Here is a 26659-nt window from a genome sequence, read left to right as displayed (position 1 = left end):
CGGTGTGCCTTTCATAATCAAAAAGCCCCTTTCCCTTTTAAAACATATAGAACCGTGGCGAAGATAATCCGGATGTCGAGCCACAAAGAACAGTTCTCCACGTAGTACCGGTCGAATTTGATTTTCTGCCCATGATTGATTTCCGAGCGGCCATTCACCTGGGCATACCCAGTCAGCCCCGGTTTCACAAACAATCGTTTCGCCTGATGCTCGTCATAATGGTCCGTAATCTGCGGAATTTCGGGCCGGGGCCCCACAAGGCTCATCGTACCGAGGAGGACATTCACTAATTGCGGCAATTCATCCAGACTGTACTTCCGCAAAATCCTACCGATCGGGGTGACGGCCGAATCGGTATCCCCTTTGAACAGAAATTCATCCGGCACCCCCACCTCCCAATCATATGCGTGCCGCTCCTCATTATGTACGGAAACTTTCATCGTCCGGAATTTCAGGATTTTGAATCGGGTATTGTGAATACCGGTTCTTGTCTGAATGAAAAAGACGGGCCTGCCGGAAAAAAGGATGATAAGAATCGGCAATATGATGAATAAAGGCAAAAAGCATAAAATCAGAGAAAGACTGCCGACGATATCAAAAACCCTTTTCACCATGCCATGCTTACAAGACATGAGCTTCTTCCAATTGGATTTGTTGTCCTTTGATACCAACGCCATCCCCTTTTACATTTGATTTTCGGAAATCAATAGCTATTAAAAATGATTTCCACATGCGATACCCGACGTGGTCCTATGGAAAGAGCTATTCATTCCCCGGTCCAACGATGATTTATCCTATGGCCTACATAGTAATTTTAGAACTTTTAGATAAGCCAAAAGGCACCAGCCGAAGCCGATGCCTTTTGGAATAAAAATCATTCACCTGTCTGGACAAATTGTTTGATTCGATGCCCGATTTCATCGCGTACCCGTTGAAAAACCTTCCACTTTTCCTCTTCGGTCCCCTCCGCTTTGGCCGGATCGTCGAACCCCCAATGGTCCCGATTTACATGAGCAGGGGTGACGGGACATTTATCTGCCGCATCGCCGCACAGGGTGACGACCAGATCTGCGTTGTTCAGAATATCGGGATTGATGATATCCGAGGTCTGATTCGTTATATCAACCCCGACTTCGCGCATCGCTTCGACTGCTTTCGGATTCACCCCATGGGCTTCAATCCCGGCACTATAAATGTTCCATTCATTGCCTAACAGACGCTTTCCCCAGCCTTCTGCCATTTGGCTGCGGCAGGAATTGCCGGTACATAAAAAATACAATGTTTTCTTCTCCACTCTCTTTTACCCTCCGATCCATAACCAGAAATATAGCCCAGTCAACGTAATGAATAAGGTGGGAATCGTTAAAACAATTCCAGTTTTAAAATAAGTGCCCCAACCGATCTTCACGCCTTTTTGGGACAGGACATGCAGCCAAAGCAACGTGGCCAATGAACCGATTGGCGTAATCTTCGGCCCTAAATCGGATCCAATGACATTGGCGTAAATCAAAGCCTCTCGCATCGTGCCAGATGTGGCCGTCTCGGCAATCGCCAGCGCATCGATCATGACAGTCGGCATATTATTCATGATGGAGGAGAGGAAGGCCGCAATGAACCCCATCGAAATAGTAGCCACGAATAGGCCTTGGCCGGATGCCATTTGGATGACTTCAGCCAACACACTGGTCAAGCCCGCATTCCGTAAACCGTACACGACGACATACATCCCGATGGAGAAAAAGACAATCGCCCAGGGGGCCCCTTTCACAACCTGGACCGTCTGAACGGCGGGACTCTTCCTCGCCATCGCCAAGAAAAAGAGGGCGACAGCACCGGCAATGAAGGAAACCGGAACCCCGATGAATTCACTCGCAAAGTATCCGATGAGCAAAACGCCCAATACAAACCAGGACAGCCGGAACATCCGTACATCACGGATGGCCTCTTGTGGCCGTTTCAATGCAGCTACATCATAATGCCCCGGAATATCCTTCCGGAAAAAGAGATACAGCACAAGAATACTCGAAACGAGCGCAAAGAAGTTCGGAACGATCATCCGGGAGGCATATTCCACAAAGCCGATGCCAAAAAAGTCCGCCGAGACGATATTGACCAGATTACTGACGACTAACGGCAACGAAGTCGTATCCGCAATAAAACCGCTCGCCATGATATACGGGAAAATCATGGCGTCCTTGAAGTTCAAATTCCGGACCATCGCCAGCACGATCGGCGTCAGGATCAGCGCCGCCCCGTCATTCGCGAACAGCGCCGCAACAATGGCGCCCAGAATGGTGACATAGACAAACATCCGTACCCCGCTTCCATTCGCGAAACGCGCCATATGTAAGGCCGACCATTCAAAAAATCCGATCTCATCCAAAATGAGTGAAATGATAATGATTGCAATAAATGCCAACGTCGCATTCCAAACAATCCCCGTGACGTCCACGACATCCTGGAAATCCACCACGCCTAGCAGCAAGGCAATTGCTGCTCCGATACAAGCCGACCAGCCAATCGATAATTGGCGAGGCTGCCAAATGACAAAAACGAGTGTTACCAAAAATAGAATAGGCGCTACCACAACTAAATTCAAACGAATGCCTCCCCTTTACTCACAACAAATGCGCAAACCTCTTGATTCCAGATCTAGGATGGATGCCTCCTGGCCAGGAAGCAGATCTAGAATCCGCTGGACAAAGGGATACTCCCCATGCTCGCGATTCAAGGAATAAAAAATCCACTGCCCGCGACGTGTCTCCGTGACCAATTCCAAATCGCGCAACCTCCGTAAGTGTTGACTGATCGCCGGCTGGCTCATCTCAAAAATCGCGACAAACTCACACACACAACAGTCATGAGACTCCAGCAATTTCAACATCGTCAACCGGGTCGGATCCCCTAACAATTTCAGTAATTGGGAAGCACGCTGAATTTCAATCATCCTCACCACGACCTTTCCTTTGTTAGTATATAAGCATATGCTTATATATGCAATTGAAATTTGGTGCGGGGGTGGTTTTTTTGGGGGGCGAGGGCGCTGATGGTATCGACGGGGCATGACAGTTTGGGAGGGCGCCATGACAGTTGATCCGATTGCCCTTACAGTTCAAGGATTTGCCATGACAGTTCTGCCGGGACATGACAGTTTCGGCCGGAGCCATGACAGTTCTGCCGGGACATGACAGTTTCGGCCAGAGCCATGACAGTTGATCCGATTGCCCTTACAGTTCAAGGATTTGCCATGACAGTTCCACCGGGACATAACAGTTCCAGCTGGCGCCATGACAGATGAACCAATATCAGCAAGTCAATCCTACACCCTTACTGGGCGACCTGAAAAAATAATCAGCCCGTGCGTCCAGTTACGCACGGGCTTTTGGCCATTTATTGGATTGCTTGACAAGCTTCTGCACAACGGCGGCAAGCCTCTGCGCACTGCTGACAATGGTCATGTGCATGCTTGGCGCATTCCTCGGCACAACGTATACAAATTTCCGCACACAATCGAGCGATCTGTTGGGTAAACGGACTATTGCGCATAATTGCTTGTGCCAATAGTGCACAAACATCGGCGCACTCCCGATCCAGGCGAATGCACTTCGCCATCATCTTCACGTCTTCTTCCTGTAAACAGGCATCGAAGCAGACATTGCACGCCCTCAAACAGTCCAAAACGGCTTCCAGGCATTCTTTATAAGCTGCATTCATAGGGGCTCCTCCTCTATATTAATAGTTGGAGGGTATATTCCCTTCTATTAAATGCTTGAAACAACATCCCTCACGATAGATTCGAAGCGGGAATAAAATAGAATGAATGCTGACGTTTAGAGAAAAAACCTTTATCATAAACATACATAGCGTACTCTGAAGGATGATCAACATGGAAAAAGACAAACGATTGCTCCGCCAGCTGGAAGAATTGGAATCTATGGAACAGCATGACGCAGACGTATTGGTGGCGGGGCTTGCTGAAAATCAGAATAAAATTAAAATGGATGCCCAGCTGTATTATGACGAAAGAAAAGACCGGGCGTGGATCAAAGACTATTACCGTGACATTCTGTTCGCATATAAATCCCCGATCCAATTGGGACGGGACTTGCAGGAATTGATTAGAACGACGCACAGGACCGTGTATCCTTACTATGTGAGTAAAGACCAGTACCTTTACACATGGGTCGACCTCCAACCGGATGGGCAACTGAAAAGCATTTATTCCGGAATACCAAAAAATCCGAAACAAGTGATCGAGGAAGAGTTTGAGACGATCCAAAAGAGATTTGAACGGTATCGTGAACTGTTATTGAATCCGAAAGTGACAAGTCAAGAGTTCGACCAAGAAATTCTCAGCATCGCCAGCCAACATAAATTCAATGCCGAACATATCGTGCCCCAGTCATGGTTTCGGGCAAAGGAACCGATGAAAGGGGACCTGCATCACTTATTTGCCTGCGAGCCGAAATGTAATCGCATTCGGGCCAACTTCCCCTATTATGAATTTAATGCGATTGCAGATTCCACGAGGTTCCGGAACGACTGCGGAATTTATGATACAAATCGCTTTGAACCGGAATACGGAAAAGGGACAGCCGCCAGGGCATTGCTATATTTTATCCTGCGATACCCGGAAGAAATCGACGACAGTTATCGCGGGGAAATCAATATTCCCTTAATGATCCAATGGCATGAACTCTTTCCGGCGGATGATTATGAGAAACACCGAAATCAGGCGATCTATGAGATTCAAGGCAATCGGAATCCGTTCATCGATTTTCCGGACTTGGTGAATAAAATTGCTTTTTAAAGGGCTGTTCTATTGCCAGCCCTTTTCACCTGCCGACAATCAACCCAAATCTTTCTGCAAGCGCTCATAAGTCATGGCTAGCGATCATTATTCTTCGGAAACGCCCATAAGTCACCGCAAGCGATCATAACTCTCCGGAAACGCTCATAAAGTCACCACAAGCGATCATAACTCTCCGGAAACGCTCATAAGTCACCACAAGCGATCATAACTTCCGAGACGCGCCCATAACTGATTCATCAACCTTCCGCCTCCATTTAAAAGGACTATCCAGCAAAGTAGACAGTCCTTTATTCCGTGAAAAATAATTCAATTCACAACTCAATCACTCGATGGCAAAGCCTTTGGATCAACTTCGCTTCATGGCTCACCACAATAATTCCCATCTCTCTCTTTTGAGCGATTTCAAGGACAGCATGCCAAATTTGAGACTGGGTGATGGCGTCTAGCATTGTTGTCATTTCATCCGCAATGAGAAATCGGGTATCGGGTCCCAATGCCCTTGCCACACAAAACCGCTGCAGTTCGCCGCCGGACAGTTCGTTTGGCCAGCGTGTCAGCCATTCCTGTTCAATGCCCAACAAGGATAGTAATTCCGGGTCGGGCCGGCCTCCTTCGTTTAGAACCTTCTCCATTTTCCATCGGGGATTCACCGCTTTTTCAGGATGCTGAAAGACCATCTGGACAGGATGAAATCCATTTTTAGACACGGGCAGCCCATCTATGGTCACCTTTCCTTCTATCGGCTTTTCAAAACCGGCCAATATCCGGCAGAGAGTCGTTTTGCCGCGTCCGCTTGGTGCTGTGAGTCCAACAATTACTCCTGGTTTTACGGTTACATTCACATCCCGGAACAGCCATGGTCCATTCCCATAACGAAATCCAATGTTCTGTGCTTCAAGTTGCATGAATACACCTCACCCTCCCCTTCCGAAGGGTACGCATGTCCGGTTGCGTTAGACTGCACTCGGGTGTTGCCATATGACACCGGGGGGCAAACAAACAACCCGGAGGTAAGGCACTCGGATGCGGTTGCGAACCTGGGATGGGAATGAACTCATTTTGGGGCAGCGCTCTCCATAGCGCTTTACTGTATGGATGCCGCAATGCTTCACCATTTCCTGCAAAATCAGCGACAGATGCTACCTCCACCGTAGTTCCTGCATAGAACACAGCAATCTTATCGGCAATTGTTAATGCGGATTCAATATCATGGGTGATCAGCATCACCGCACAACCCTTGTCCGCCAATTCCCTGAAATGGGCCAATGCTTCTTTGATGACAACCGGGTCCAGGCCCGGTGTCGGTTCATCGGCAATGATCACCTTTGCCCCGCTGACAATGGCGGTGGAGAAAAGGATTCTTCTTGCCATGCCGCCGGAAAGTTCAAACGGATACATCTTCTCCACATGCGGTTGTAGATGCAATCGCTCAAAAACCGCCCGCTGTGCCTCGATTGCATCTCCCACTTTTGCAGAAGTGCGGACCTGCTTTCCTACGCGCATAAGCGGATCCAAATAATTGACCGATTGCGGTATCAGCGCAATTTCTGTTCCGCGTAATGAAGCTTGGTGTTCAGTAGTCAACACTTCTCCATCATAGGTGATGGTCCCACTGATGGTTGCATTCTGAGGAAGTATTCCTAGTATGGCATGGGCCAGCAAACTCTTCCCTGAACCGCTCGCTCCAACAACCGCCAGGATTTCCCCTTCTTCCAGTGTGACATTTAAACCGGAGATCACGTTGGACTCTTCCTGTTTCAAACCACTTGTATATTGTGTAAATGAGATCGATAAATTATTAACTTCTAAAATCGGCATTTGTTACCCCCTAACTAAGCGACTTGGAATGTCTCATTTCTCATGAGCCCTAGTTGGATCCAGAAGCATACGGAAACTTTCCCCAATCGTATCGAATGTCCGGACGATAATCAGCAAGCATAGCCCCGGGAAAAAGGCCAGCCACCACATGCCTGCCGACAAATATTTCATGGATTCCGATAAAATGATACCGATAGCCGGCTCGTGCGGAGATAATCCTAAGCCTAAAAAAGTGACTGCGGCTTCATGCAGAATGACATGAGGAAATAGAAGCATAAAACCAATTAGGATTTGTGGAAGGACATGAGGAAAAATATGATGGGCAGCAATCCACCAACGGGATTTTCCCATTTGCCGGGAAATCTGAACATATTCAGCTGAACGGACTTGCATCACTTCCGCTCGGATAACCCGGGCCAGACTTGGCCAATGGGTCAGCATAAGCCCGATGACAATCCCCTTAAACCCTCCACCTAGCGTAAAGGCAATAAGTATGAGCGTTACAAGATGCGGAACGCTCAGGAAAAGGTCGATGAGCCAAGAAATCAACCGGTCTGCCGCTTTTCCCATGGATGCTGCGGCCATGCCCAAAACAAGAGCAATTGACGTACTGCCAATCGCCCCGATAAATCCGACCCCTATACTTAAAGACAGCCCCATCATCGTCCGGGAAAACATATCCCTGCCTAACCAATCCGTGCCAAATAAATGATCCCATGAGGGAGGTATATTTCGGGAAATAAGATTCGTTGCAATTCTATCCTTATCAAGCAAGGCGCCCAATAGGATGATTACTAGCAATAAAACCATTGCTATTGAAATGGTTAACAGCGTCCATTGCCTTCGATTCAAGAACAACCATTTCTTCTTTTTTTCGTTAGTTTTCACTTTGGAACTTGCATTCATAGCGTCCGACCCTCCCTCGTCCTAGGATCTACAACGTAGTAAATCAGGTCGGCAATTAGATTTCCTGCAAACACAAATAATGTGCTGAAAATGACCAAACCCAATAAAAGAGGGACATCCCCCCGGAGACCGGCTTCCACGGTCGCCTGTCCTAAACCGGGATAAGAAAATACTTGCTCGGCAAGGACCGCTCCGCCAAACAATTCACTGAAAGCAGCAAATTGTAAGGTGAGGGCGGGCAAAGCCACATTCCGTAAGCCATGTCTCCAAAACAACAGAAAGCCACGTTCTCCCCTCGCCCTTGCAAATAGCACATAATCACTTGCAAGAACATCGATCAGCTTTTGTCTCGTATGCAGGGCCACATTGGCAACCCCAATGACACTTAGAGTAAGCGCAGGGAGCAGAAGATGTTGGATCCGGTCTCCTACTGTAACATCTTCTGCAAGGACTCCGACCGGAACACCTAGCCCGATCGGGAACCAGCCAAGCCATACCGCAAAAACAATCAACATTAGTAGGCCCATCCAAAAAGTCGGGGTGGACGCAAGTGTGAAACAGTACCATTTAATGATGCGATCGAGCCACGTATCCTTTTTCATGGCAGACACCACACCCATGAAAAAGCCGATAAAACCCGACAGTGTCCAGGCAGTGAGCATCAGAACGAGCGAATTCAAAAAACGTTCCCCGATGATGTCAGCTACTGGACGGCGGAAAATCATCGAAGTCCCCAAATCACCTTGTAACAGAGCGGATCCCCAATTCAAGAACTGCACCGTCGGGGGTTGTTCAAGCCCCCAATATTCGGCGATTTTCTCTCTCTGTTCAGGGCCAACCTTCAACATGTCAGCACCAATATAAGCTTGAATCGGATCAATCGGCGAGTTTTTAATGAGTAAAAATGAAATCAAGCAAATTGCAAATAATAAAGTAAGGATCCGCAAGCCTTTCAGCACTAAAAAAGCACCAATCTTTATACCTAACTGTTGTCTCACATTACTTACTCCATTTCCAATCGACTATGTTATCTGTAGCAGGCCACCCATGTCCGTGTACATGAATTCTCTGCTCCCCCATATCAAGGTCATCTTTCATTAAATACAAATGGTCAATGTTTACTAACCAGGCCCACGCGGCATCCCCTTTGCCACTTAGACCAGTCTTTCCATCCCATTGTGCTTTCTTCCAATATCCAATTGCTTCTTCTTCGCTCTTCGCTTGCAGTGCCTTTTTAAAGTAGGCATCTACTGTTTCATTTTTATAGAATCCTGTATTAAAATACTCGACCCCAGCATTATCGCTGCTATAAATATTGTATAGTTCATGCGGATCATGACTCCCCCATCCCATGAGGACGGCCTCTGAATACATTTTATTGACAATGATATCCCAACTTGCCCCTTCCACTTGAATGTGGATACCGAGTGGTTTCATCATATCTGCAACTGAAATAGCAAGGGATTGTCTGACCTCGTCATTTGCCGGGTAGTAAAGACTGAATTCAGCCTTCAAAGAACCTTTGTCAAGGATTCCATCGGCATCCACATCCTTCCACCCGGCGTCTTCCAATAGTTTACGTGCTCCATCCATATCCCCGTCTTCTATGATTGTATCCGGATTCCACCACGGAAGCCCATCAACTGAAGTATAGGCAGGTGTTCCGTATCCTTCCAATACACCATCAATTAAGGCTTGTCGGTCAACTGCCATATTAATTGCATGACGGATGGCTGGATCGGCCGTAACATCATTGCCGATGGGCAAACCATCTTTCGTAAATTCACCTGACTTCACATAAGGAAAGACGATTCCACGATTATCGACTGTTTTGACAGCTTCGAGTTTCATGCCGGGCACGTTCTTTTTACTAAATACAGCGGGAATATACGCAACATCAACTTTCCCGGCTTGTGCAGCAGCAAATGCCGCATCCTCACTTAAAAATACAAAGGTGATTTTATTAAAAAACGGTTTCTTTCCATAATACTCAGGATTCGCTTCCACAATCATCTGTTGTCCCTTGTCCCACTGTATAAGCTGATAAGGTCCCGAACCTACAGGGTTTTCAGCATAATTTTCACTATACGCATGTTGCGGAACAATTCCGGTTGAAACCAATGTATTCACAAAAGTGGATTGCGCTTCTTTCAACGTAAATTTTACTGTCGTATCATTTACAGCTTCCACTTTCTCCAAAACGTGTAAATCGACAACGGATCCACTCTCGGAAGCTTTTTCAAATGTAAATTTCACATCTCTAGCAGTTAATGGTTCGCCGTCTGAAAATTTGACGTCATCGCGTACTATTACAGTCCAAACCTTCCCATCATCACTGACGTCATAACTTTCCGCAAGATCATTAACAATATTTAGCTGGTCATCTCTTTTTAAGAGTGTGCTTTGAAATAGCGGCGAACCGTAACGTCCCCATCCAGTAATTGGATCAAATCCTGAAGCAGGCTCTGAACCAAATGCGAGTATTAGCTCGTCTTTCGGCTTCTCCTCATTTTTTACGTTTTTCGTTTTAGGCGATGAACAGCCTGCCAACATAATGGTTATAGCTAAAGTAGCTAGGATGATAAGTGTAACGATTTTTTTTGTCATGTAGTCTGCTCCTTATTAAGGATAATTAAATCTGTTCCACGGGTGCCACTGTGAAGTTGCCATAGGTCACACCCTTCAAGCTCGTCAGTTTGTGGCTCAGTTGCTGAATGTCTTTTGCCTTTCCTTTTACAACAATAAGCTCAAGACAACTATTATGATTCAAATGGAAATGCGTTGTGGCCAGGATGACATCATGCACACTATGTTGGATCTTCGTCATTTCCTCAAGTAGATTGCGTTGATGGTGGTCATAAAATAACAGAATACTTCCTGCAATGATCTGTTCGCCATCTTCCCAAGTTTGCTGAATAATCGCTTCCCGTACAAGATCCCGAATCGCCTCAGAACGGTTTTCATATCCCCTTTGCTTCACTAAATGGTCAAATTTCCGTAGTAAGTTTCCATCCATTGAAATGCCAAATCTCTTTAACATTGAGTCTTGCATGCTTTACCTCCTATTAATTATTGAGTAGCACGTTTTTACGAATTCGTAGCACGGAGAGATATAATAATTTCCGGAATTCAGGGCTCACCTAAAAATCAAGTGTTCACTCGGAACGCTTGTCATTCCTGCATTCAATTCAAGTTCACGTGCTACTTTTTTATCTAATCGTAACACCCATAGGCGTAGATAATTATAAGATGGGCACATTTCATATGCCGAGATGTATGATAATCAATGATGGATAAGTAGAAACCTTTTAAAACTGAGGAGGCCAAAAATGTTGGCTTGGATTTGTTTTCAGAAAAGTGAGGAGGGTCCGTCGCTTAACAACCAGAACGGAGAGTGTGAATTTTTATCAGAATGAACCATTCCCAATACGATTATAGAGCGATTCATCCAAGTTATCAATATAGACGCATGGGAGCTGACAATCATTTTAATATGTTGTCGTGTCAGGTGTCAGGTTCCAATATAATACAGGGTCGAACTTGCACCTTGAATGCGGGTTCGACTCCCGCCGTCTATATATGATAACCCCACCAATACGTGATACTATCCAGGATTCCAATAAGAACAAGAAGAATCCCCGCAATGCGCTGCACCATTCTCCCTGCCCTCATACTGAACTTCATCACAAGTCGTTTCGCATCAAAAAACCACATCAACAGAAGGAGGAGCAGGAGCGGAAGCGAAGTGGCCAAGCCGAATACTGCCGGCAGAAAAAGCCCATAGGAAGCCGTCGTTACGAGAGGCATGAGCCAAACAAAAAACAGGACGAACATCGTGGGACAAAAGGCAATGGCAAAACTGGCGCCGAGCAGGAAAGAACTGAGCTTCCCTTCTCTCAAACGCGACGGGATATGTGAAGTCAGCCGGTAGAGAAATCGTAGTTTGAGTACACCTAGCAAGACCAAACCTGTCACGATAATGAGCGGTCCAATGATTTTTCGGAACACCGGAAAATAGGATGTGATAGTCGCCTCAAATGATTGCCCGAATAACCAGGCCAACATTCCAATTGCGCTAAAAACAACAACCTTCCCCGCAATAAAAGCAAAAATCTCCCCGCTATTTTCTTTCATCTGGATCGACCGACTGCCATACAACGTAATCGCGCTCATACTGCCGGTCAATTGACAAGGCGCCACAGCTCCCAGCAAGCCGAGAAGCAAGGCTATAACAACAGGGTAGTGATCAAATGAATTGATCCAAGCGGTGACCGGTTCCGATATCATTTGGCTGATACTCGACATCCAAGCATCCATTTCAGCGCCACCATCACTTTCTTTTAGTGTCATCTCATGTTCATTTGTTCCATAAGAAATCTGGCATCCTCGCCAACCCCTTGCAACAATGAAGAACCTCGCCTTGACTGCCACGGCAAGCCTAAAAAGTAGAGGCCTGGAATGGGGCTTACTCCTCGTTCATGCATGATCTCTAGTTGCTCCACAAAAACGCCATCCACCTGTAACCAATTATACGTACGACGAAACCCGGTCGCCCAAATGATGTTCTGTACGGACAGGGAGCTGGCATCCCGGAATAAAACGCGGTCTGCCTCTGCGGATGTAACACGGTCTTTTAATAGTATGCTCCCGTCCAGTATGGCATGTTTCAGTTCCTTTCCGAAGATGGGGTCACCTTGTTTCTGCAACAGTTTTCCGACAAATGATGTATTTCGCGTTTCCAATATTCCGACTTGATCCAACCACCAGAAAATGCTTTTATCTTGAATTGTTAATGGGAAATATCGCAGTTTTTGACCGACTGCTAAAAAAGTCTCTTTTTCTTTCGCTAATTCCACCGCAATTTGCGCGCCGCTATTCCCGCCCCCGACGACCAAAACATTGCCCTCTTGCAACTGACTCGGATTCCGGTAGTCAGAGGAATGCAGCTGGACAACGTTTGAAGAGAGTGCTTGAGAAAAAGCAGGGATCTGTTTTGTTTGAAAGGGACCCGTCGCAACGACGATGGAGCGGGTGAGGAAATTACCTTTGGAAGTTTCTATTTGAAAACCCTCATCTGTTTGGGTCACCCGCTGAACATAGGTATTCAGTTGAATTGGCAAATCCATTACGTCGGCATAGCGCTGTAAATAGTCCGCGATTTCATCTTTCATCGGAAACCCATGCGGCTCTCCAACCAACGGCAGCCCCGGCAGCGAGCTATACATTCGCGGCGTAAAAAGCGTCAACGAATCATAACGCTTTCGCCAGACATCCCCCACTGCTGAACTTTGATCGATCAGTAAAAAACGTACACCCGCCTGCTTCAAATAAAACCCCATTGCTAAACCGGCTTGGCCTGCCCCGATGACAACCGTTTCGTAATTCAAATTGTTCATTTTTATTCTCCCGTCATTCAAATGTCCATTTGAATATATTATAACTACTCTCTTTCAACATTCAAACAACTATTTGAATGAAAAGGTAAAATTATCATTTTATTTTAAAATAAGCGCCATGTATGATTCAAGCGCATGAAGAGAAAAATGTATTGCGTTACCTTCGAAAATTATTTATAGTATTTTACATAACGAAGTTTTCGTTAATTATGCGTTAAATGATAGTAAAAGCATTGCCATTAAAAAAGGGGGGAATCTCTTATGATTTCTGCAAAGCAAAGGAATCTGATTTTGTTTTTACTTTTTATCGGTTGGGCGATTGGTAATTTTGACCGTTATTTTATTAATTATGCCGTCTTGTCCATAACAGAAGATTTACAATTAAGTCCGACGAGTACCGGGATGATTCTGAGTAGTTTCTTTGCGGGGTATGCACTCATGCAAATTCCGGGCGGTTGGTTAGCGGATCGATTCGGTTCCAGAAGGGTCCTAATGGTTTCGGTTCTAATGTGGTCGATCTTTACTGCGATGACTGGGGCGGTTTGGTCGTTGGCTTCAATGATTGCGATTCGTTTTCTGTTCGGTATCGGGGAAGGTGGATTCCAGCCTTCTAGTTCAAAGTTGATTTCGCAAACGTTTCCAAATGACAAACGGGCTTGGGCGATGTCCATCATGCTGTCATCCGGAGGGATTGTGTCACTCATTGTGCCGCTCCTTTCCGCCTATATGCTGACAACGATCGGCTGGCGTGTGTCCTTTTTGATACTAGGTGCCATTGGAGTCGTCATTACCGTCCTCTACTTTATTTTCATCAAACTGCCTGCGCATCTCCAAGATGAGGAGAGAATATCGGTAGGCGAGAAACCACAAGGAATTTTTAAACAATTGATGAAAACGCCGCTGATGTTGAATCTGTTTATCGCCTATTACAGTATTTACGCTATTAACTGGGGATTGGCGACATGGTTGCCGACGTATCTCGTCAATGTAAGAGGCCTTGATCTGATTTCACTTGGATGGGCGCAAACGGTCCCAGGTTTAGCGATGATTGTTGGAATTTATCTAGCCGGATACATTATTGACAGGCTTCCACTCGGTAAGGAAAAAGTGGTCGGGGCAATCGCTTGTGTTGTTGTCAGTATCCTGTTATATCTCATGTTCCATGCACCAAGTGTAACGATCTTTGTCGCGTATCAGACAATCGTCATTCTCTTTATTTCATTCGTGATCCTGCTTTTACCGGCAATCATTTTGAAAAGGCTTCCATCCTCGGTTGTAGGGACAAGCATGGGGATTGCCAATACAGGCGGACAGCTGGCGGGCTTTATCACTCCGCTGGCCATTGGGTTTATTGTGCAAACCTTCAATGGATCGTATAATGCTGCGTTTTGGATGCTGATTATTTTTGCTGTCATTTGTATGATTTCCCTCTTGACATTGAATTACCGGAAAGGTGAGTTGCTTCAAGGTCAGCAATGAAGATTAACAAGGAGGAATGAATGATGAACATACAGAAAGCAGTTGCAAAGCTGATTGAACAAAAGAGTGATAAATTTATAGCGTTGAGCGATAACATCTGGGATGTACCGGAGCTACATTTTGAGGAACATCAATCCTCCACTTATTTGATCGACGCTTTGGAAGAGGAAGGATTTCAAGTTGAACGCGGTGTCGCAGGACTGGAAACCGCTTTTGTCGGAAGTTATGGATCCGGGAAACCTGTCGTTGCGATTCTTGGTGAATTCGATGCGTTGGCGGGATTGAGCCAGAAAAAAGGACTTTCCCATCCCGAGCCGGTCGCCGATGGCGGTAACGGCCATGGTTGCGGGCATAATTTGTTAGGAACAGGGGCATTTGCCGCTGCCGTCGCCATCAAAGAATATTTGGAGTCAAATCAAGTACAAGGAACCGTCCGTTTTTACGGCTGTCCCGCAGAAGAAAATGGATCGGGTAAAGCCATTATGACGAGCGCAGGTCTGTTTGACGACGCGGATGTCGCCCTTTCCTGGCACCCATGGGATGTGCCGGGCCTAATGAATTTGCGGACACTCGCCAATTATTCCGCCCGTTTCAAGTTTCAAGGGAAAAGTGCCCATGCCGCAGCAGCTCCCCATTTAGGAAGAAGTGCGCTCGATGCAGTGGAACTGATGAATGTCGGGGTCAACTATTTACGGGAGCATATGGTTCCGGAGGCGCGAATCCATTACGCAGTTACGGATACAGGCGGCGCTTCCCCGAATGTGGTCCAAGCGAATGCCGAAGTCGTCTATTTGATACGGGCACCGGAAAAAGACGAAGTGAAATCACTTTATAAGAGAGTTCACGACATTGCGCGCGGAGCGGCATTGATGACAGGCACGACGTTTGAAGTTGAATTTGTAGGGACGGCTTCCAATCTGATCCCGAATTCCGTGCTGGCAGGCGTGATGCATGAAAACTTGATGAAGGTGGAGCTTCCTTCCTATGATGATAAAGACTTGGAGTTTGCCAACGAAATCAGAGCTACGCTTTCCGAGGCGGACCTGAACAATGCGTATGCGGGATTGGACCGGGAAACGGTGAAGAAGTTGAAAGAAAAAGCCATTGCGGATGTGATTCCTCCCCTTTCCCCAACGGAGGCCGTCTTGTCGGGCTCTACCGATGTGGGTGATGTCAGCTGGGTCGTTCCGACGATGCAATGCCTGACCACTTGTTTCGCAATCGGTACCCCCCTTCATACGTGGCAAGTGGTATCTCAAGGAGCTACCCCAATTGCGCATAAGGGGATGCTGCATGCGGGTAAAGTGATTGCTGCAACAGCCATCCAACTGATGGAAAATCCTTCGCTGATTGAACAGGCGAAAGCCGAGCTACAAGAACGCTTGGATGGAAAGACGTATGATTCGCTGATTCCGGAATCGGTGAAATGATGGGTTTTAATTGAATCCTGAAAATCGTTAGATATTAGAGGCTGATCTCATTCAGCCTCTCTTTTTTTGATGAACGAATAAAAACAGAAGTGTCACTGGATTTCGCTTATGCTTATCGGTAAAATTGGTGGACAGATGTGTGCAGAAAGTAGGTGGTCTTCATGTACAAAGTTGCGGTCGTCGGTCCCGATCAATCGGTGAAGAGGATCCTGACATTGGCAAGGGAAATTGAAAAAGATTTGGAATTCGTTCCTTTCGTTTATCAAAAAACAGCCGAAGTAAAAGATTTTGTGATGAACCCGGAGACACCGGTCGATTTTTGGCTTTTTTCAGGTTACATCCCATATAAAATTGCAGTAAATACAGTTGGGTCCAATGAAACCTTCATATATATCGAATCGAGTACATTAAGCATTTATAAAGGGATAGTCGATCTGTCCGCCAATCGTGGTAAAATGCTGGAGCGGATCAGCGTGGACCTGATTGAGTCGCATTTCTATACAAAAGATTTGTTGCAGTTCGAACAACCGTTGAAGGAAATGTATAGTAAGCCATTCGATGTGGACATACAAGCGGAGGAGCTATTTGATTTCCACTATGACCTATGGCAAGCGGATAAGATAGATGCGGCATTCACTTGTTACCCGACGGTCTATGAAGATTTGCAACAGGCAGGAATTCCAGCGTTCTGGCTATCGCCCAATCGAAACGAAATCCTACATACCATTCGGATGTTTTTTGAGAAAATCAAAACTTTCTATTATAAAGATACACAGATCAGCGTAGTCACCATCGAAATCGTAGAATACGACGCCATCAAAGAAAAAATGAAAGAATCCTATCAACTGGACTATTTGGAACTCCATTTGAAAAAGACACTGATTCAACTTTGCGAAAGATTGGATGGTTCACTTTTCGAACAAGGAAATGGGCGGTATGCCATCTTCAGCACAAGAGGGGCCGTCGAACGGGAAATTGGCGCATTGATAGAAAAGGTCAATCACCTTTCTCTAGAGGCAGGATCGAGCGTTGCAGTGGGCATCGGTTTCGGACAGACCGTCTTTACCGCGGAAACGAATGCGTACCGTGCCATTCGGGAATCGAAAAGAAAAGAGAAGCAGGAAATCGTCATCGTACAAGAAGATGGAACGATGATCGACGCAGTCGGAGAGGAAGATGAACTCACCTACTCCTATCGGACGGACGATAAAGAGTTTTTGGCAAAATTGAATGAAGGAAATATCAGCGTCAAAACGTTTAAACGGATTGAGTCCTTAATTCGGAAAATGGATTGGACGTCGTTTACAACGAAAGATTTGGCGATTCACTTAAAAATGAGCGACCGCAATGCCCAGCGGATCGTGTCCGACTTATGTAAAGTGAATGTCGTAGAATGTGTCGGAGAGGAATCGCGTTATTCGAGGGGCAGACCGGTGAAAGTTTATCAGTTGACGTGAATGTTAGAGGCCGGTTTATCGTTCAGAAATAAAAAATCCCGACCGGACTTGTCACTCAAACCATGCAGAAGTCTGGAGGAAAAATAGTATGAAAATTGTACTACTAGCGGATACCCATCTTCCAAGCGGCCGGAATAAGCTGCCAAGCCGTTTGCTGGAAGCTTGTGGAACAGCTGATCTTATTATCCACGCAGGCGATTGGAAATCGATGCAAGTATATGAGGAGCTTTCGCAATATGCAGAAGTGATCGGGGTGTCCGGAAATGTGGACGACGAAGACATTCGCCGGTCGTTTCCGTTAAAACAAACGGTTGAAGTTAGCGACTATCGCATTGGGATCGTCCATGGCCACGGAGAAGGAAAGACAACCGAGAAGCGTGCCTTGGAAGCGTTTGAAGATGAAGCTGTAGACATTATTGTATTTGGACATTCCCATATTCCGATGATGCGCTATGCAGGCAAGACATTGATGATCAATCCAGGCTCTCCTACCGCTAAACGAAAACTCCCGAACTACTCGTTCTGTATTCTACATATAGAACAAGAAGTCCGGGTTGAGTTTGTGTTCTTGTAAATGTTTGTATCTTCCTTAACCAAACTCTTTACAACACTTTGCTGAAAAACGCTTTCGTCCGTTCATGTTTCGGATTGACGAAGATTTCATCCGGTTTCCCTTCCTCGATCAACATCCCTTCATCCATGAACAGGACACGATCACCCATTTCCCGGGCGAAGCCCATCTCATGGGTCACGACGACCATCGTCATGCCTTCGTAGGCGAGCTGTTTCATGACATCCAAAACCTCCTTAACCATTTCCGGATCAAGGGCGGATGTCGGTTCATCAAACAACATGACCTTCGGCTTCATGGCAAGAGCTCTTGCGATGGCCACCCTTTGCATCTGGCCGCCCGATAATTGTTCGGGATAAGCGTCCGCCTTGGTCGCCAAGCCCACTTTCGTCAACAACTGCATGGCCAGCTCCCTCGCGGCTTTTTCGTCCATCTTCCTGACTTTGATGGGCGCAATCATAATATTATCGATCACGGTCATATGTGGAAATAGGTTAAACTGCTGGAAGACCATTCCGACTTCCCTACGTAAAGCATTGATGTCCGTTGATGGATCATTGACCTTCACGCCCTCGATCCACACTTCTCCGCCCGAAATGTCCTCGAGCAGATTGATGCAGCGCAGGAACGTACTCTTTCCCGAACCGCTCGGCCCGATAACGCAAATCACTTCTTTTTCATTGATTTCAAAATCGATTCCGCGCAACACTTCCAAGTCACCAAAAGATTTTCTCAACCCTTTAATCGATATCATTCCGCAGCACCTGCTTTCAAACGGCGGGATTTTTTCCGGGATGACGGGACATAACTATTACTGAATCTTTTTTCGACGTATTCGATGAGTTTACTGCAAACAAATGTCAAGATCAGATACAAGATTGCGACCGTCAAGTACGGCTCCCAGAACCTGGAATAGGCTCCCGCGACCACTTTCCCCGCATACAACAAATCACTGGCAGCAATGACAGTCACGAGGGAGGAATCCTTTAGCAACGCAATCAATTCATTACCAAGCGGTGGTATCATCCTCCGGAACGCTTGCGGCAAAATGACCAAACGCATAGCGAAGTTCTGTGTCATTCCAAGTGACCTTGCCGCTTCCATCTGTCCTTTCTCAATGGACTGGATGCCCGCCCGGATAATTTCCGCATTGTACGCGCCGCTGTTCAACATGAGTGCGACCGCCCCTGAAAAGAAAAAGCCCAATGATTGACCGAACACCGTAGGAATCAATGCGGTATGGATAAGAAGCAATTGTACAAGCAAGGGGGTTCCCCTGAAAAAATCGACATAAAACTTCGACGGATAATAGATCCATTTTCGTTTTGACAACTTGCCCATGCCTACGAAAAGCCCCAGGATGAAACCGCCGACATAGCCGACTGCAGTCAGCCCTAATGTGACCAAGATCCCTCTGAAAAAAAGTTCCCGATAATCCCAGATGACACCCATCATATCCAGAGAAGTCATCGGCCATCACCTCCATGGCGTGAATGGACAGGCATGGTGTTATTCCACATCAAATCCAGTGATTTCTTTTAATTTGCCATTCTCTTTAATTTTTTGGATTCCATCATTTAAAAGATCCAGAACTTCCTGATTCCCTTTTTTGACCATCAACCCGTAATATTCCTTCTCGAAACTATCGTCTTCCACCGTTTTCAACTTCACTTTCGGGTTGTTCTTTTGGTAATCGATGATGACCGCATTATCGCCGACCGATGCATCCGCATTGCCGTTGATCATCTCAGTGATCGCTAAAGGCATCGTTTCAGCAGCAAGAATTTTCGAGCTCGTTTTCCCCAGCAACTCTTGGACGACAATATGTCCGGTCGTATTGATCTGCACAGAGACTCTCTTATCCGCTAAGTCTTGGAATGATTCAACATCCGAATCTTCCGGAACCAAGATCAATTGATTTGCAATGAAATACGGATCGGAGAAATCGAAGTTCTTCTTTCTATCATCTGTAATTGTGATGGAGGAGACGGCGAAATCGACTTCAGCATTATTCACGGCCGGGAATAAAGGATCCCATCCATAGTTTTTATACTCGACTTCGAATCCGGCAGCTTCGGCAATCGCGTCGACGATGTCTATGTCAATGCCGACAATATTCCCTTTCGAATCCATATACTCCATCGGGGCATAAGTCGCATCCGTGCCGACTACAAGCTTTTTCTTGCCATCCGTTACAGCTTCGCTCGTTGATCCTTCCGCACTATCCGTATTATCCGTACTTTCCGTACTACCCGAGCTACCAGAACTGCTTCCGTTCGATGTTCCCTCCGTACCGCAGCCGACTAATAGGATCGCTAATAGCAGGAACGCCGCTCCTGTTAAAAATATTCTGAACTTCTTGCCCATGTTATCCCCTCCAATGTTTATAGAAACTTATCAACCTATTAAAATTGTATAAGAAAGCGCTTTCTTTATCAACCAAATATTTTCCTATTAGTCGCCAGATGGATGCCTATCATCATCCAATTCATACTGTCGCATCAAAAATATTTTTTTGATACCCTATCCTTTTGAACTGCTTTCTTCCCGACAATTCAGGTATAAAAGAACGGGTCAATAGCAGTTATTTCTATTAAATTAAATTTTAGGCGCCAGGTACCAAGACAAATCAGAAATGTTTTGGGACCTGTCAGCTATCTTAAAATCAAACCACCCAAAACCATAAGGACATTCAAACCAAAATGCCAAATCATTGAAGGTACTACACTGTTAGACTTAACCGTAATTCCACCATAAAAAAGACCTCCTAAAATAAAAGCAATACAGAGGAACCAAGGGATCCCAAGGTGATAATGTTGCAAGCCAAATCCGACACTCGTGATGACAACGCCCCATTTCTCACCGAGATTGGTGGAAAAGCGGCTTAGCAAACTGCCTCTCCATATCAGTTCCTCCAGAACTCCATTCATAATGGAGAAGATGAGGGCTAACAACCACACCTCTGCCATGAACGACCAACCATTCAAAATGAGGATTGGCAAAAAGGCTGCAATAGCAATGCTCAATGCGATTAAGAGAAAGGTTCCAACAGGAATCGAATGAAACCCCGACCAAATAAACGGGAAATAAATCCGCTTTTTCCATTGAGGTTTATTCAAATAGGGAATCTGAGGCGTTTTAGAAAATATGGCAGAAAAAAAGAACGGTAGCAAGATAACCAAAAGTGTTAATCTATTGAGAAATACATGGACCTCTTTTGGCTCTATATGGACGATCCAATGGGTAGAGATGTATAGATAAGCATAAAATCCGACCCCGAATAAAAGGACAGTTGAAAGAATCTGTTTTGATGAAGTACCGAAAACAAAATAATAGAAAGCTGCCGCTACAATCCATAAGCCCAGAAGTAGATAATTAGGGAATTGAAGGAATACAACAAGGGATGCGAATAAAGTCAAAGACGCTAGGTTTCTGAAAAAACATTTCCTCATCGATCTTCCCTCCTTTAGTACAGCTGCTACTCTAATTCTATCGGAAAGGGCTTGATGAAACACTACTATCCTTATAGGTAAATGAAAAATCTAAGCCGAATCACGGTAACCACTTATTAATATCGACTAAGTTACTTCCAACCATCGTTTTCGAGCCATATCGTCCCCACATTACACTCTTCCGAGAAATCCGGAACGAGTTTGTGTTTTTCAGTCTCTTATTTGAATTCAGAGTCTTTTCAGTCTCCTCTCGTTCAGGTAACATGGAGTCAAAGAACAGGGTGAGAGGTCTATTTTAGGGAAATTCAGAAGACATGCACTCACCCGTTCGGAGTAATGCTCTGTGGAATGCGGCCGTACATACAATAGGACTGTCCTAGAAAGTTTGCATATGGAACCTCCATTTCGAATTACAGGCTACTATTGAGAGACATAAGTCCAAAAATGGAGGTTTTGAAAATGTGGAGTACAAAAAATATCATCTTTTCATTCATCGGCTGCTTTATTACCGCTTTAGGTGTAAATATAGGATATATTCCCGTTCACCTGTTCAGTGCCGGGTTTCCAGGCATCGGAGTGCTGACCCTCTACACGCTTAACTGGAATGCGGGGATGGTCGTGTTCGCTCTGAATATCCCTTTGTTGTTCCTTGCTTGGAACCGGATCGGTCGTTCGTTCGTCATTCAGACAATGGCGATTGCCGGGGTACTGTCCCTTTTCCTAGACCTTCTCTATCCGGTTAGCGGCTGGTTCCATCCTCCCCTCTGGCTAGGCATCATTCTCGGAGGTGGCATGGTGGGTCTCGGGACAGGCATCATTTTCAGACAGGGACTGACAAGCGGCGGCGTCGGGTTGTTGGCCCGTTTGCTCCAACTCCGCTTTCCAAATTGGAAAATGGGAACAATCCATATCGCATTCGACCTATGCGTGCTCATTCTCGGTGCCCTCTTATTGGATATCCAAACCGCATTTTTTACGTTCCTAGCTTCTATCCTGATGGGACGGATGATGGATTTGGTGAAAGTTTTGCCAAATTCTTTTGCGGTGGGGAAAGGCAAGCGCTATGCGGATGTCTCTTGATGCTTCTTGGTGTCACACAACCCGCGCTTGAAGCATGCCTAAATTGAATAGCAGAAAAAGCATCAACCCCGTGAGTGGAGTCGATGCTTTTTCTTTGGGTTTTAGGACAATTCTTAGGTATCCCCTTCCCCACTGTCCCGCCGTTTCCTCACCTATTGAAAATTCCTGCCCACGTCTTCAGTGCCCTATGGATTGGTTTACAGAATTTGCTATAATGAAGGGAAGGTGCCGAACTTTCAAGCGGTCACCCGCACCAAGCGGTTGATTCGGCAAATACCATCGGTCTGGCAGGAGGAAATGCAGTTGCAAGTAATTATTTCACATGTGAACACGGATTTCGATGCGTTAGCTTCGATGATTGCGGCAAAGAAGCTTTATCCGGACGCCCAACTTGTCATTTCAGACAAGCACGATATTCGGGTGCAGCGCTTTTTGAATATTTACCGGGATACGTTGGACTTCGTCCGGGACATCGATGTCGACTGGGACGAAGTGACGGAAATGATCTTGGTCGATGTCGCTTCCCTTTCCAGATTGGGGAAGCTTCCGAAAGACTTTGACGAGGAAAAGCGGAAGTTCATCGTCTATGACCATCACCCGAAGCGGGAAACCGATGTCGCGTATGATGAGGGGATTGTCGAACCTGTAGGAGCCGCCGTCACTTTGCTCCTTGAAGAAATAAAAAGACAGGGATTGCCGATATCCAAGTTTGAAGCGTCTCTATTCGGACTTGGCATTTATACAGATACCGGAAATTTTACATACAAAAATACAACATCCCGCGATTTACAAATGGCCGGTTATTTAATTGAAAACGGGATGAGCCTGGAAATGGTACAGCGTTTTTCAGAAGAAACACTGAAGCCTGAACAGCAGGAGCTGCTGGATCAGCTTCTTTCAGAGACAACCATTCATGAAGTGGACGGACTGGAAATCGCGTTAAGTTCCTGGCAGTTGAAAAAACCCCAGAATGGACTCGCCACGATTACGACGAAATTATTGAAAACGAAAGGGACGGACGCAGCCATCACAGTCGTCAAAATGAAAAACAATGTCCATGTCGTCGGACGCGCGAATTCCGACCGGATCACCTTGTTGCCGATTCTCCAGAAGTTTGGCGGAGGAGGCCATAAGCATGCAGGTTCTGCAACGGTTAAAAAAGGCGACCTGGAAAATGTGTTCAACGAGCTGACCGACTATTTAAACCTAATGTTGAAGCCTGCCATCTCCGCAAGGGAAATCATGACACATCCTGTGAAGACTTTGTCCCCTGACACGACAATCGAGGAAGCGGGCCAACTCATGTACCGTTACGGACATTCCGGTTATCCGATTGTGGCAGATGGCCGTTTAGTCGGATTGATCACCAGAAGGGATCTCGATAAAGGGAATCATCACGGCTTAGGACATGCGCCGGTGAAAGGGTATATGACGACGAACGTCATTACAATCAATCCGTCCACGACAGCTGAACAAATACAGGAACTTGTCATAGAGCATAATATCGGACGGTTGCCTGTAGTCGAGGATGGGAAAATGATCGGCATTGTGACGAGGACGAATATTATTGAAATGCTGCATAGTGATACGTTTTCGGATGATGCGGGCGAGGAATCGGATATCTCAGCATATCATTTGCAGGAAATGATGGAAACGCAATTACCGGAAGATGTGTTAAGTTTGTTGAAGAAGATCGGCGAAACCGCGAGCCGGATGGATATCCCGATCTATCTGATTGGTGGCATTGTGCGAGACATCCTTCTGGACAAACCGAATGACGATATCGATATCGTCGTGGAAGGCAACGGAATCCATTTTGCCAAAAGCCTGCAGGAGGAGCATGGGGGTGAAGTGATCGAACACGAAAGCTTCGGTACGGCAACGTGGTCCCATCCGTCAGGACTGTCCATTGATTTGACTTCATCGAGGCTTGAATATTACGAACGGCCGGCATCTTTGCCCGATGTTGAAACATCGACCTTGGAAGAAGATCTGCAGAGGCGGGATTTCACGATCAATGCGATGGCCATCCGTCTGAACGAGGATACATTCGGCGAGCTGATTGACCCATTCGGCGGCCGGGAAGATATCCGCGAGAGAAGGATTAAAGTTCTCCACAATATAAGTTTCATTGAAGATCCGACACGCATTTTCCGTGGAGTACGCTTTGAAGGGCGTTTTCAATTCCGAATGGATGAGCAAACCGAAAAATTGGCATTGAACTCCATTGAGAAAGTCATCAATCTGACAGCGACCCGCATCGTGGAAGAGATGAAACGGCTATTCAAAGAAGGCAGCCCGTCCGACGTAATCCGCCGATTATTCGAACTCCAATTCTGGCAGCAATTCGGAATCAAAGACAGTACGGAAGGACCTGCAGTTATGATCGCGGAGAAACTCCGTTCAATCTACCGTACACAATCCGAAGAAAGCCAAGGATATTTGGCGGAGGATTTGGACTGGTTCCAATACTTTTTACTGCCGTTCTATTGTAATTCAAGCCTATATGCCGCTGAAAAGTTCGCACTGACAAAACAAGAGATGAAGTTATTGAAAGAAATCGAGGGATTGAAGCAATATGGACAATGGGGTGAAGCGGAGAAAATCGGTGATTATCACGCATTTCTAAAGGATGTATCAGCCGAAGCAATCTTTTTTATTCTGGCCACCGAAACGATGGAAAACCAGCCACTTGTCATCGACTACGTAAACCGTCGATACCATCTTCCAAAGCATTTGACGGGAGAAGATTTAATGAAGCTCGGACTTAGACCCGGTCCTTCTTTTTCCGAAATCCTGCTACAGGCGGAAATAGGTCAGCTGAACGGAGAAATCATGTCAAAAGAACAAGCGCAAGAGTGGCTGACAGAACATTTCCTTTACGATAAGCAAACCTAATTGGTTCGCCACATGGTCCAGCCCCCCTGCTTCGCCGTTTGGAAGCTGGGGGCTGTTTTTTTATGTGTGGGAAGTATCCGTTTTTCATTCCCGAGAATTACTGACGTTTCTTCCTTGATGCTTCCATATTGCTCTGTTGGGGACTTGTATCTGTGCATCAAACTAATAGAAATGATAAAATTCATGAGTAGAAAAGGGCTTTGCAACAGATGAATAGTGATAAAAATGGGTAGAGCTGAAAATGTGATTTTAGCTCTACCCAATCTTTTTAATCTAAAAGCTTTCTAAACTAACTTGATAACCGCTAGAATAAGAAACATTACTATTCATGATCACCACGACCATCCCTTTCCTATTGTCCCCTATAATCTCCGATAGGTAGTCAGAATCATTTATATCATTATTATGTACTTTTTCTAAAACCCTACTCTTATACAAATGATATACTTTGCCATCCCTTTTAAAAGCTTTCTCTAGTTTAATGGCATCTTTAGGAAGATACTGCTCAATTAATGAAAAAACCTCATTACTATTAGCTTTTCTCATGTACAATTGAATATCTCTTACTCTTTCGTTTTTACCATATTTAGTATTACTTATATGATAGGTAATACGTTCAAGATCAGGGTCCCAGCTCCCAAGTATTTGTTTTACTGTTTTATTTCTCGTAGTCACTAATCTTTTTAAATTACTAGAATCTAATTCCATAGTTATTTTTAATGAACCAAACTCGTTAAACGTTTTATGACTAATACAACTTCTGATTTTCTTATAATCAATTCTCTCTATTAATTCACCAATACCGATTCCATTCTTAGAAATCTGTTCAATAACCTTTGCTCCATTCTCTCTATCCAATCGCGCTTTCCTTTTTCTAATCATATTATTCACGTTTTTATAGGTTATAGCTCCAATCACTAAAAGGATTAATGCCATCCAAATATACCAAGTTTTTTCTACTAAAAGCACACCTCCTCCTAAAACCAGGACCAATCCCGAAAATAAAAAACTAATAATCGGAACAAAAAAGACTATAACTAATATTGTTATAATAATTGCCATTTTCCCCACCCTATCTAAAATTAAGTAAGAATAAAATACTTTTATAAAACCATAATAGTGATATATGTAACATTATTTCTTTCTATTATCAATACTATCGTAAAATGACTTAGTAATAGAGTGATGTGAGGTAATTGACTGTATTCCTGAATTAAAACCCCTACGGTACCTAGTGTAAAACTCTTAATTCTATCATCGGTAACCCCTATTGTTGCCGTGAAAAAGTTTAGAAATCACTCATTGTCTCATATGAGATTACTATTCGTTCGTTCCCTCACCCTGACGTTTCTTCCTTGA

25 protein-coding genes are annotated in these 26659 nt (G+C 45.4%); 7 read left to right on the top strand and 18 right to left on the bottom strand.

Annotation, left to right across the window (positions count from 1 at the left end):
• Window positions 1–17 precede the first annotated feature (17 nt).
• The 5 genes from AB1K83_RS12635 to AB1K83_RS12615 form a co-directional block, all read right to left on the bottom strand.
• Complete coding sequence (locus AB1K83_RS12635) at window positions 18–632, bottom strand: sugar transferase (RefSeq protein ID WP_413058555.1); 615 nt, start codon at window positions 630–632, stop codon at window positions 18–20.
• 242 nt (window positions 633–874) lie between these two features.
• Window positions 875–1294, bottom strand: a complete 420-nt coding sequence (arsC, locus tag AB1K83_RS12630) for an arsenate reductase (thioredoxin) (protein WP_413058554.1) — start codon at window positions 1292–1294, stop codon at window positions 875–877.
• Between the two features lie 6 nt (window positions 1295–1300).
• Window positions 1301–2599, bottom strand: coding sequence for an arsenic transporter (locus AB1K83_RS12625; protein ID WP_413058553.1), 1299 nt, complete (start codon window positions 2597–2599; stop codon window positions 1301–1303).
• 15 nt (window positions 2600–2614) lie between these two features.
• Window positions 2615–2947 (bottom strand): ArsR/SmtB family transcription factor, encoded by a 333-nt coding sequence (locus AB1K83_RS12620; RefSeq protein ID WP_413058552.1) that lies wholly within the window; start codon window positions 2945–2947, stop codon window positions 2615–2617.
• 443 nt (window positions 2948–3390) lie between these two features.
• Window positions 3391–3714 (bottom strand): four-helix bundle copper-binding protein, encoded by a 324-nt coding sequence (locus AB1K83_RS12615; protein ID WP_413058551.1) that lies wholly within the window; start codon window positions 3712–3714, stop codon window positions 3391–3393.
• 172 nt (window positions 3715–3886) lie between these two features.
• On the opposite strand from AB1K83_RS12615, the gene AB1K83_RS12610 reads away from it, so the two are divergent.
• On the top strand, window positions 3887–4810 hold the full coding sequence (locus tag AB1K83_RS12610; RefSeq protein WP_413058550.1) for an endonuclease I family protein: 924 nt from the start codon (window positions 3887–3889) through the stop codon (window positions 4808–4810).
• Between the two features lie 314 nt (window positions 4811–5124).
• Here AB1K83_RS12610 and AB1K83_RS12605 read toward each other — a convergent pair whose 3' ends face one another.
• The 8 genes from AB1K83_RS12605 to AB1K83_RS12570 form a co-directional block, all read right to left on the bottom strand.
• Entirely contained in the window at window positions 5125–5718 is a 594-nt protein-coding gene (locus AB1K83_RS12605; protein ID WP_413058549.1) for an ABC transporter ATP-binding protein, read from the bottom strand.
• Window positions 5708–6631, bottom strand: a complete 924-nt coding sequence (locus AB1K83_RS12600; protein WP_413058548.1) for an ABC transporter ATP-binding protein — start codon at window positions 6629–6631, stop codon at window positions 5708–5710. The genes AB1K83_RS12605 and AB1K83_RS12600 overlap by 11 nt, the downstream gene beginning before the upstream one ends.
• Window positions 6632–6664: 33 nt before the next feature.
• The gene (locus tag AB1K83_RS12595) at window positions 6665–7537 is read right to left on the bottom strand and encodes an ABC transporter permease (protein ID WP_413058547.1); all 873 of its coding nucleotides are present in this window, start codon (window positions 7535–7537) and stop codon (window positions 6665–6667) included.
• Window positions 7534–8535, bottom strand: coding sequence for an ABC transporter permease (locus AB1K83_RS12590; protein ID WP_413058546.1), 1002 nt, complete (start codon window positions 8533–8535; stop codon window positions 7534–7536). The genes AB1K83_RS12595 and AB1K83_RS12590 overlap by 4 nt, the downstream gene beginning before the upstream one ends.
• 1 nt (window position 8536) lies before the next feature.
• Window positions 8537–10144, bottom strand: coding sequence for an ABC transporter substrate-binding protein (locus AB1K83_RS12585; protein ID WP_413058545.1), 1608 nt, complete (start codon window positions 10142–10144; stop codon window positions 8537–8539).
• Between the two features lie 25 nt (window positions 10145–10169).
• Window positions 10170–10589 carry a nickel-responsive transcriptional regulator NikR gene (gene nikR, locus AB1K83_RS12580; RefSeq protein WP_413058544.1) on the bottom strand — a complete coding sequence of 140 codons (420 nt, stop codon included), beginning with the start codon at window positions 10587–10589 and terminating at the stop codon, window positions 10170–10172.
• A 521-nt stretch (window positions 10590–11110) separates the two neighbouring features.
• Window positions 11111–11854, bottom strand: a complete 744-nt coding sequence (locus tag AB1K83_RS12575) for a sulfite exporter TauE/SafE family protein (RefSeq protein ID WP_413058543.1) — start codon at window positions 11852–11854, stop codon at window positions 11111–11113.
• Window positions 11855–11883: 29 nt separating this feature from the next.
• Window positions 11884–12933, bottom strand: coding sequence for a flavin-containing monooxygenase (locus tag AB1K83_RS12570; protein WP_413058542.1), 1050 nt, complete (start codon window positions 12931–12933; stop codon window positions 11884–11886).
• Window positions 12934–13194: 261 nt separating this feature from the next.
• On the opposite strand from AB1K83_RS12570, the gene AB1K83_RS12565 reads away from it, so the two are divergent.
• From AB1K83_RS12565 to AB1K83_RS12550, 4 genes are all read left to right on the top strand, one after another.
• Window positions 13195–14412, top strand: a complete 1218-nt coding sequence (locus AB1K83_RS12565; protein ID WP_413058541.1) for an MFS transporter — start codon at window positions 13195–13197, stop codon at window positions 14410–14412.
• 23 nt (window positions 14413–14435) lie between these two features.
• A complete protein-coding gene (locus tag AB1K83_RS12560; protein ID WP_413058647.1) occupies window positions 14436–15842 on the top strand; it encodes a M20 family metallopeptidase in 1407 nt (468 codons plus the stop codon).
• 161 nt (window positions 15843–16003) lie between these two features.
• On the top strand, window positions 16004–17299 hold the full coding sequence (locus AB1K83_RS12555) for a hypothetical protein (RefSeq protein WP_413058540.1): 1296 nt from the start codon (window positions 16004–16006) through the stop codon (window positions 17297–17299).
• An 88-nt stretch (window positions 17300–17387) separates the two neighbouring features.
• Window positions 17388–17873, top strand: coding sequence for a metallophosphoesterase family protein (locus AB1K83_RS12550; protein ID WP_413058539.1), 486 nt, complete (start codon window positions 17388–17390; stop codon window positions 17871–17873).
• Between the two features lie 28 nt (window positions 17874–17901).
• On the opposite strand, the gene AB1K83_RS12545 is transcribed toward AB1K83_RS12550, so the two are convergent.
• From AB1K83_RS12545 to AB1K83_RS12530, 4 genes are all read right to left on the bottom strand, one after another.
• Window positions 17902–18624 (bottom strand): amino acid ABC transporter ATP-binding protein, encoded by a 723-nt coding sequence (locus AB1K83_RS12545; protein WP_413058538.1) that lies wholly within the window; start codon window positions 18622–18624, stop codon window positions 17902–17904.
• Entirely contained in the window at window positions 18621–19340 is a 720-nt protein-coding gene (locus tag AB1K83_RS12540) for an amino acid ABC transporter permease (RefSeq protein WP_413058537.1), read from the bottom strand. The genes AB1K83_RS12545 and AB1K83_RS12540 overlap by 4 nt, the downstream gene beginning before the upstream one ends.
• A 39-nt stretch (window positions 19341–19379) precedes the next feature.
• Window positions 19380–20237, bottom strand: coding sequence for a basic amino acid ABC transporter substrate-binding protein (locus AB1K83_RS12535; protein WP_413058536.1), 858 nt, complete (start codon window positions 20235–20237; stop codon window positions 19380–19382).
• A 287-nt stretch (window positions 20238–20524) separates the two neighbouring features.
• Window positions 20525–21322, bottom strand: coding sequence for a CPBP family intramembrane glutamic endopeptidase (locus AB1K83_RS12530; RefSeq protein ID WP_413058535.1), 798 nt, complete (start codon window positions 21320–21322; stop codon window positions 20525–20527).
• A gap of 459 nt (window positions 21323–21781) precedes the next feature.
• Between AB1K83_RS12530 and AB1K83_RS12525 the strand changes: the two genes are divergently transcribed.
• Window positions 21782–22402 (top strand): YitT family protein, encoded by a 621-nt coding sequence (locus tag AB1K83_RS12525; RefSeq protein ID WP_413058534.1) that lies wholly within the window; start codon window positions 21782–21784, stop codon window positions 22400–22402.
• A gap of 303 nt (window positions 22403–22705) precedes the next feature.
• Window positions 22706–25300, top strand: coding sequence for a CBS domain-containing protein (locus tag AB1K83_RS12520; RefSeq protein WP_413058533.1), 2595 nt, complete (start codon window positions 22706–22708; stop codon window positions 25298–25300).
• Window positions 25301–25573: 273 nt separating this feature from the next.
• Here AB1K83_RS12520 and AB1K83_RS12515 read toward each other — a convergent pair whose 3' ends face one another.
• The gene (locus tag AB1K83_RS12515; RefSeq protein ID WP_413058532.1) at window positions 25574–26362 is read right to left on the bottom strand and encodes a hypothetical protein; all 789 of its coding nucleotides are present in this window, start codon (window positions 26360–26362) and stop codon (window positions 25574–25576) included.
• Window positions 26363–26659 lie beyond the last annotated feature (297 nt).

Source organism: Sporosarcina sp. 179-K 3D1 HS, assembly GCF_047228905.1.
Classification (GTDB): domain Bacteria; phylum Bacillota; class Bacilli; order Bacillales_A; family Planococcaceae; genus Sporosarcina.
This window is presented reverse-complemented; position numbering and strand designations above follow the sequence as displayed.